Raw genomic sequence first — 7,969 nt, forward strand, 5'->3', positions numbered from 1 at the left:
ATGATAATCTAATCTCTCGCATCCAGCTTCTCGCTTCTATTTAAAAGAATCCTAATTTATTCTTGCTGTAAGAAATCAACATATTTTTGGTTTGCCTGTAATGGTTAAGCATCATCAGGTGGTTTTCCCGTCCAAAACCGGATTTCTTGTAGCCTCCAAATGGCGCATGGGCAGGATAAGCGTGATAGCAGTTGACCCAGACACGGCCAGCTTTAATGGCCCTTGGCACTTGGTACAGCTCATGGGCATCTCTGGACCAAAGTCCGGCACCCAATCCATACATGGTATCATTGGCTATTTCAATGGCTTCTTCTACCGTTTTGAAAGTAGTAACCGAGGTCACAGGCCCGAAGATTTCCTCCTGGAAGATTCTCATTTTATTATGCCCTTTGAAAATGGTAGGCTGAATATAGTAGCCGGTTTCCAATCCGGAATTAAGGGAAGCTTTGTCACCCCCGCAAAGGACTTCTGCACCTTCCTGTTTTCCAATATCCAGATAGGAAAGGATTTTTTCAAATTGGTCATTGGATGCCTGCGCGCCCATCATGGTGTCTTCTGCCAATGGGTGTCCCATTTTAATGGCTTTGGTTCGCTCGATCACCCTTTCCATGAATTTATCATAGATGTCCTCATGAACAAGGATTCTAGAAGGACAGGTACATACTTCTCCTTGATTCAGGGCAAACATCACGGCTCCTTCAACTGCTTTATCGAAGAATTCATCATCTGCATCTGCCACAGATTTCATGAAAATATTGGGTGATTTACCGCCCAACTCCATGGTCACTGGGATAAGGTTTTCTGAGGCATATTGCATGATCAACCGTCCTGTGGTGGTTTCCCCTGTAAAAGCTACTTTAGCTACCCTTTTAGAAGTGGCCAAAGGCTTACCTGCTTCAGGACCAAAGCCCGTCACTACGTTTAAAACTCCTGGAGGAAGTACATCTGCTATTAATTCCATTAATACCATAATGCTGGTAGGGGTTTGCTCAGCTGGCTTGACTACCGTACAACAGCCGGCTGCCAATGCAGGAGCAATTTTCCATGTGGCCATCAATAAAGGGAAATTCCAGGGAATGATTTGACCTACCACACCAAGAGGTTCTGACAATGCAATACTAACGGTATGCTCGTCATGCTCAGAAATGGTACTTTCATCAGCTCGGATAACGCCTGCAAAATATCGGAAGTGATCTACACACAATGGTAAATCAGCTGCCCTCGTCTCTCTCAGTGCCTTACCATTATCAATGGTTTCGGTTCGGGCCAACATCTCCAGATTTTCTTCAATGATATCAGCAATCTTATTTAGGACACGACTTCTTTCTGCCGCCGAAGTCTTCGACCATGACTTGAAAGCTTCATGGGCTGCATCCAAAGCTTTTTCTATGTCTTCCTTATTTCCTCTTGCCGCTTTGGAAAATGCCTTGCCATCGATTGGGGAAATGTTGTCAAAATATTCGCCAGAAGCAGGTGCTACCCATTTGCCGCCAATGAAATGGTCATATTTTTGTTTGATTTTTGGTCTGTCCACTGGTTTGGACTGGGATAATGTGAGTGTTGTCATAATTTGGTCATTTTGGATTTATTCAAATTTCTGTGTTAATTTTTTTAAAAAATCAACCTGAATTGCCCTATCATCCACCTGATTTGACAATTTTGAAGAGGACAATTAATTTAATGATTTTTCAATGGATTTCCTAATTTGAGCAGTACCTTCAAATTGCTGGTATTAGTATTTTCTTAAATCCCTCATTATTAGTAATTTTAGAAAAAACCCAAAATAATTTAGATGCATTCACATTATATAGCAGGTGTACCTTGGAGGAATGAGCGTGACCTGAGAACACTGGTTGAGAATAGGACTACGTACACCTTAAATAACTGCGAGCTTAATATTTTTGAGACCCATCAAAAGGCAGAAGCGGTCAATCTGTGTTTTGGGGACTTGGTATTGACTGCCATGCTGAAAGGGAAAAAAGTGATGCATCTTTTTGACAGACCAGGGTTTGATTATTTGCCGGGTGAATCTGTCATTGTTCCGCCCAATGAGGTGATGAAAATAGACTTTCCCGAAGCTCAAATGGACAATCCCACCCAATGCATTGCGCTTTCCATTTCCAAGGAAATGATAGAAAACACCTTTAACCTGCTCAATGAAAGACTGCCCAATAAAGAATTGACCAAGGAATGGGGCTTGGACCTGTCTTACTTTCACCTCATCAATACCCAAGATTTATCTGAAATCATCAACCGATTTATCCGCATTGGCGTCAAAGAACGCTCTAAAGAAAAGGACCTGATTGCCTCATTTGCATTAAAGGAGTTATTGATCAGGCTCACCCAGACGCAAGCAAGGGAGTTGTTAGAGAAGTCTTATAAGCACATGGCTACCTCCAACAGGCTGGCCTATGTAGTAGATTATATCAAAAATAATATTCGGGAAAATTTCACTTTGGAAAGTTTGAGTGAAAAAGCCTGTATGAGCAAAGCGCATTTTTCCAGGACCTTCAAAGTGGAGCTGGGTCTGTCTCCCATGGAGTTTATCCTTAAAGAGCGATTGAAATTGGCGAAGCAATACCTGCAATTAGGAGATTACCAGGTGCAGGAGGTTTGTTTTATGTCAGGTTTCAATAACACCACGTATTTTATCCGCGCATTCAAAAATGAATTTGGGGTGACGCCGAAGGTTTTTCAGGTGGGGTAAAACTAAAAGAGCCAAGGTAAAAGGAAAAAGGTAAAAGGGAAAAGGGAAATTTAAGACACAGTGTTTAGTGTTCAGGTTTTTTCGATTTATGTAAGGCGCTAAGAATCTTGAACCGTTAATAAAATTTTCTTAAAGTTTTATGGGGATTTCATTATAATTTTTTATGTTTAGAAAATTTTGGTAGCGAAAAAATGTAAAAAGTCTTTGAAATACCAAAGTTTATACGGCTGTAGTCAGTTACAAATAAACCCACATTTGGAGTCTTTTACAAAGACTCCTTTTTTTTTGATAAAAAATTTAACCGGTTTTTTAGATTTTGACAAAATACTTTAATGAATGGCTTAAATTTTAAACCTGATTTCAAGAAATTAACAAAAAACAGATGTTTGTACCTGAAATAATTGATGATGAGTATTCAAAAGCAAATTTTTATTGGATGGAAAGGCTGATTATTATCCTATCGGAATAAAATTTTAAAAAACGACCTGAATTTATACTATTTCAAATTTCAGCCATTATTCCATATCGGTGATAGCTGTTAATCCTAATTAAACGCTTTCATTTGTTTTAAGGATGAAATCTGCCCCTTCCTTGTACTCCTCCTCCGTATTCAAATGTTCCATCATCAAAGGAATGTAGGGATATTTTTTCAACTCCCTGAGAAAAACCGAGTAATCCATATGACCTCTTCCCGGAATTACCTCATCAAACTGTGGCATATAGGTCCTTTCTTTTAGGATAAGGTCTTTGGCGTGGCAACTTTTGATATAGGGCCCCAATTTTTGGAAACATTCCTTGATCAACGCTCCATTTCGATAGAAAATAGCAGGGCTTACAACCATATTTACAGGGTCCAAGTGAACAGCAAAAGCTTTTCTGTCAATAGACTTGATCAAACGCAGGTAGCTGTCTGGGGATTCGGGAAATATCCAGGGCATGGCTTCCAGCGTGAAAAATGTCCTTGATGGCTTTACTTCATCGATAATTTTCCTGGTGGTTTCCACGATTTGGTCAAATGTTTCCTCTGAAAAATTATCCGGATGGGGTCCTGCCCAGTTTTCTGAGTTTTTTGATCCGGCAATGTTGACGCAGCAATTTGCCCCAATTTTGTCTGCCAAGTCCAGTGATCGGGTGCACTTCTCAAAAGCTTCTGCTGCAGTTTTATCGTCAGGACTGATGGGGTTGGACCAAGCGCCTACTTCAGCGATAATGATATCCTGTTTTTTGGCTTCCTGTTCGTATTTTTTGATATCATCCATTTTGGCATCCAATCCTACTGGGCAATAAGCTGCGGAATACCCATAAGCTTTTACTGTCTGCGCCCATTCTTCCGGACCTTGGTAATTTTTAAATAGCGGACCTCCCAATCTCAGTTTATTTTCAGATGAAAAATTAGGCATATGGCCCATGCTAAGTGCAGACATAAAAATAAGGGAGCTTGATTGGATGAAATATCTTCTGTTCATGCTGCAGGAATTTCCCCTTAAATTAATCAAATTCATACCAATCTCGATGTTCAAGGCTTATTCTTTGTCGTTTTATAGGCAAATCCTTTAATTTTATAACCTCAATTAACTTTATAGGCTATGCTAAGACAAAAACCCAGATCATTTTCCCCTTTGGTCAATCCCGAAGAGGAAGCCTTTTTTGCAGGACCTCAGACCCGATGGAAAGAGTTTAAAATGGTAGTGAAAGTCATGTTAGAGTTTATCAGGGGGTTTAGGATGTTACATTTCATTGGCCCCTGTGTGACTGTTTTTGGTTCAGCAAGATTTGAAGAAAGTGACCCATACTACCAGGTTGGTGTAAAAGTGGGAGAAAGGGTCAGTGAAATGGGCTTTGCAGTGATGACAGGTGGAGGCCCCGGTATCATGGAAGCGGCTAACAGAGGAGCAAAAAACGCGGGAGGCAAATCTATTGGATGCAATATTATCCTCCCTTTTGAGCAGCACCCCAATCCCTACTTGGATAAATGGATGAATTTCAAATATTTTTTTGTAAGGAAAGTATTATTGTCAAAATACAGTTTTGCTTTTATAGTAATGCCGGGTGGATTTGGGACTTTGGATGAGTTCTTTGAGGCCCTAACTTTGATTCAGACCAAAGTGATGAAAAGATTTCCCGTTGTATTGATGTGTTCTGATTTTCATCAAAGCCTGTATGAGTACATTCAACATTTGGCTGAATATGGGACAATTGACAAAAAAGACCTGGATCTTTTTCTACTTACGGATTCCATAGAGGAGATGGAGCAGCATATCCGGAAATTTGCGATAGAAGGCTATGGACTAAAAAGAGAAACTCCTGTACAACCATCCCCAATTTTGGGTGAAGATTCCATTTGAGTTTTATAAGGGCCAGAAAAAAAGTATCAGGGGCGTTCCGAGAAGAACGATCAATACTTCTAAAGGAGCCCCGAGTCTAAGATAGTCTGTAAATGCGTAGCCACCAGGCCCCATAACAAGGGCATTGCTTTGGTGGCCTATGGGGGTTAGGAAAGCACATGAACCACCTACGGCAACAGCCATCAGAAAGGGATCGGAGTTTACCCCGAGGCCATTGGCTACACCCAGTGCAATAGGAGCCATCAACACCACAGTAGCGGCATTGTTGATGATATCGGATAGAAACATTGTAATAACGAGAATCAGCCCAAGAAGAAACCAATGGGGCACATTGTCCTGAAGGTGAAGGATTTGTTCAGAAATCCAGCTTGCTGCGCCTGAGGTTTCCAAAGCAGTGCCTAAGGGTAAGAATGCGCCCAGTAGCACGATTACAGGCCAATCAATGGCGGTGTAAAGTTCTCTAAGCGGAAAAATTTTAAACAAAACGATCAATACTGCTGCCAGAGTAAAGGCCAATTCTACTGGTAATACTCCAAACAATATCAAGAGGAGAGAAAATGCGAAAATCCCCAAAGAGAGTAAAATTTTCTTGGGTTCACCCAAGTTGATTCCGCGATCTGCCAGTGGTAAGCAGCCCATATTGTCCAAGGCTTCGTCAATTTTTTCACTTTCTCCTTGTAATAAAAGCACATCTCCTTCTTTGAACGCTACTTGATCAATCCTTTTTCTGATCTTTTGGTTTCTTCTTGAAATGGCCAATAGGTTGACGCCATAGCGGTAACTTAGGTTCATATTGGCAGCAGTTCTTCCTATGATTTTTGAATTGCCCATGACTACCGCTTCAGCCATTACAATTTCCCCTGCATCCTTTATTTTTTTCGCGGCTTTCTCTTTGCCCACTAGCTTTGTTTTGGAGGAATCGATGAATTCTTTGATATCTGATGGGTCCCCTTGTATAGTGATGATGTCTTTTTCTTTGAAAATGAATTGCTTGCTTGGGGCAAATGTCATTTGGGAACCCCTGATGATATTCAGCACTTGGATGTTTCCCTCTGTGATTTTCATTATTGCACTCCGGGGCTCATCTATCAATTTTGAATCCTCGGATACCACTACTTCAGTGATATACTCCTCGATATTGAATTTTCCATTTTCATCACCTTTCGGGAGTCTTCTAGGTACCAATCTCCAACCTCCCAAAACAATAAACAGTAAACCAATTAGGGTAAGTCCAATGCCTACGGGGGTGAAATCAAACATAGCAAAATCAGCTCCTGAATGGCTGGATCGAAAAGTGGAGATGATAATATTTGGAGGAGTGCCGATTAAAGTGGTCATACCGCCCAATAGGGAAGCAAATGCTATGGGCATCAGATAAGAGGATGGGGAATGTCCGCTTTTGTTGGCGATATGTATGGCCAATGGAATGGTCATGGCCAAAGCACCTACATTGTTCATAAATGCAGAAGCCATGCTTACCATCAGGCATAAGGCAGCAAGCTGAAGGCCAAAACTTAATTCTTTTTCCATCATCCATTTGGCAATCCATTCTATTAACCCGGATCTTGAAAGACCATGGCTGACTACAAGTATCATGGCAACAGTGATGACTGCAGGATGGGAGAAGCCTACAAATGACTCTTCTGCTGGCACCAGACCGGTAAGCACCAGCAAAAGTAAACAGATGAGAGCGACAAGGTCATAGCGGATTTTACCCCAGGCAAAAAGGCCCAGGGCCAATAAAAGAATGCCAAATACGATTTCTTTTTCCATTTTCTATGGTTTTCATCCCAGTGCGGTGTCCAATACCATCATCAGTGCAAAACCAAGCATGAAGCCTAATACCGCTAAATCTGTATATTTATCTCTTTGCGTCTCCGGAATCACTTCCTCTACGACCACATAAATCATGGCGCCTGCAGCAAAGGAAAGTGCATAAGGAAGGATGTTGGTCATATACAATACAGCAATGGCCCCGATGACTCCAGCTATAGGTTCTACAGTTGCAGAGAGTTGGCCAAACCAAAAACTTTTGAACCTTGAAGCCCCACTTCTGCGGATTGGAATAGAAACAGCCATGCCTTCCGGAAAATTTTGAATGCCAATTCCGATGGTTAATGCTACAGCAGCTGCTAAACTTGTGCCATCCATGCCCATTGCTGCTTTTCCAAATAAGATGCCGATGGCCAATCCCTCAGGAATATTGTGCAAGGTGATGGCCAAAAGCAACAAAGTGGATTTATGCCAACCTGTTTGAATACCCTCCGTTTCAGATTTCCCGAAATTGATATGCAAATGCGGTAGAAAACGGTCAATTAAAAAAATAAATAAACCTCCCAGTAAAAAGCCTGCAGCAATCGGCAACCAAAAGAAGTCTTCATACATATCTTTGGCATAATCCAAACTGGGGGCCAATAAAGACCAAAATGCTGCAGCCATCATCACCCCTCCCGTAAAGCCCAGCATGGTGTCAAAAACTGCTCTGTTAATCTGCTTAAAGAAAAACACGACGGAGGCCCCTAATGCTGTCATAAACCAAGTAAAAAGGGTTGCTACTAATGCCGACTTGACAGGGCCTAAAGTTGTGGCTAATTCTTGTAAATAATCGATCATAAAAAGCATTGACAACGTAAATATCTGATAAATTACGTGCACTTTACATGATATTCAAAAAAAACTGTGTTTAGATTTATTCCCCTGCTTTGATATAAACCCAGCCTTGCTCCTGTTTGATCACCAGTTCAACAATCCCCGATTGTACAAAACCTGACCAGTCGAAAAAAGCTTCTTTTTTAATTTTCTTTGTTTTAAGGTGTTTTCACAAACGATAAAGTTTATACCTGCTTCATGTAAAGCCAACAATTTACTGTCAAATGGATTGGAATTGGTTTTTAGTAAATCAACACCCAGTCCATGG

6 protein-coding genes and 1 pseudogene are annotated in these 7,969 nt (G+C 41.1%); 2 read left to right on the plus strand and 5 right to left on the minus strand.

The features are described from left to right. Nucleotides 1-40 precede the first annotated feature (40 nt). The gene (locus B879_RS19780; protein ID WP_009187002.1) at nucleotides 41-1,567 is read right to left on the minus strand and encodes an aldehyde dehydrogenase family protein; all 1,527 of its coding nucleotides are present in this window, start codon (nucleotides 1,565-1,567) and stop codon (nucleotides 41-43) included. Nucleotides 1,568-1,792: 225 nt separating this feature from the next. Here B879_RS19780 and B879_RS19785 point away from each other — a divergent pair, with 225 nt between their 5' ends. Continuing rightward, nucleotides 1,793-2,707 carry an AraC family transcriptional regulator gene (locus B879_RS19785; protein ID WP_009187003.1) on the plus strand — a complete coding sequence of 305 codons (915 nt, stop codon included), beginning with the start codon at nucleotides 1,793-1,795 and terminating at the stop codon, nucleotides 2,705-2,707. A gap of 548 nt (nucleotides 2,708-3,255) precedes the next feature. Here B879_RS19785 and B879_RS19790 read toward each other — a convergent pair. Then, the gene (locus tag B879_RS19790) at nucleotides 3,256-4,173 is read right to left on the minus strand and encodes a sugar phosphate isomerase/epimerase family protein (protein ID WP_202949667.1); all 918 of its coding nucleotides are present in this window, start codon (nucleotides 4,171-4,173) and stop codon (nucleotides 3,256-3,258) included. Between the two features lie 120 nt (nucleotides 4,174-4,293). On the opposite strand from B879_RS19790, the gene B879_RS19795 reads away from it, so the two are divergent. Next, nucleotides 4,294-5,052, plus strand: coding sequence for an LOG family protein (locus B879_RS19795; protein WP_009187005.1), 759 nt, complete (start codon nucleotides 4,294-4,296; stop codon nucleotides 5,050-5,052). Between the two features lie 3 nt (nucleotides 5,053-5,055). Here B879_RS19795 and B879_RS19800 read toward each other — a convergent pair whose 3' ends face one another. The 3 genes and pseudogenes from B879_RS19800 to B879_RS23285 form a co-directional block, all read right to left on the minus strand. Then, nucleotides 5,056-6,825: an SLC13 family permease gene (locus B879_RS19800; protein WP_009187006.1), complete on the minus strand. Its 1,770-nt coding sequence runs from the start codon at nucleotides 6,823-6,825 to the stop codon at nucleotides 5,056-5,058. A 12-nt stretch (nucleotides 6,826-6,837) separates the two neighbouring features. Beyond that, nucleotides 6,838-7,674 carry a ZIP family metal transporter gene (locus B879_RS19805; RefSeq protein ID WP_009187007.1) on the minus strand — a complete coding sequence of 279 codons (837 nt, stop codon included), beginning with the start codon at nucleotides 7,672-7,674 and terminating at the stop codon, nucleotides 6,838-6,840. Nucleotides 7,675-7,785: 111 nt separating this feature from the next. Then, nucleotides 7,786-7,969: pseudogene (locus tag B879_RS23285) on the minus strand (hypothetical protein); the annotation flags it as partial.

It is taken from the genome of Cecembia lonarensis LW9, assembly GCF_000298295.1.
Taxonomy (GTDB): Bacteria; Bacteroidota; Bacteroidia; order Cytophagales; family Cyclobacteriaceae; genus Cecembia; species Cecembia lonarensis.

Coding starts and splice junctions, on each gene's coding strand:
- B879_RS19805 (WP_009187007.1), bottom strand. CDS start 7,674: ATGCTTTTTATGATCGATTATTTACAAGAATTAGCCACAACTTTAGGC.
- B879_RS19780 (WP_009187002.1), bottom strand. CDS start 1,567: ATGACAACACTCACATTATCCCAGTCCAAACCAGTGGACAGACCAAAA.
- B879_RS19790 (WP_202949667.1), bottom strand. CDS start 4,173: ATGAACAGAAGATATTTCATCCAATCAAGCTCCCTTATTTTTATGTCT.
- B879_RS19800 (WP_009187006.1), bottom strand. CDS start 6,825: ATGGAAAAAGAAATCGTATTTGGCATTCTTTTATTGGCCCTGGGCCTT.
- B879_RS19785 (WP_009187003.1), top strand. CDS start 1,793: ATGCATTCACATTATATAGCAGGTGTACCTTGGAGGAATGAGCGTGAC.
- B879_RS19795 (WP_009187005.1), top strand. CDS start 4,294: ATGCTAAGACAAAAACCCAGATCATTTTCCCCTTTGGTCAATCCCGAA.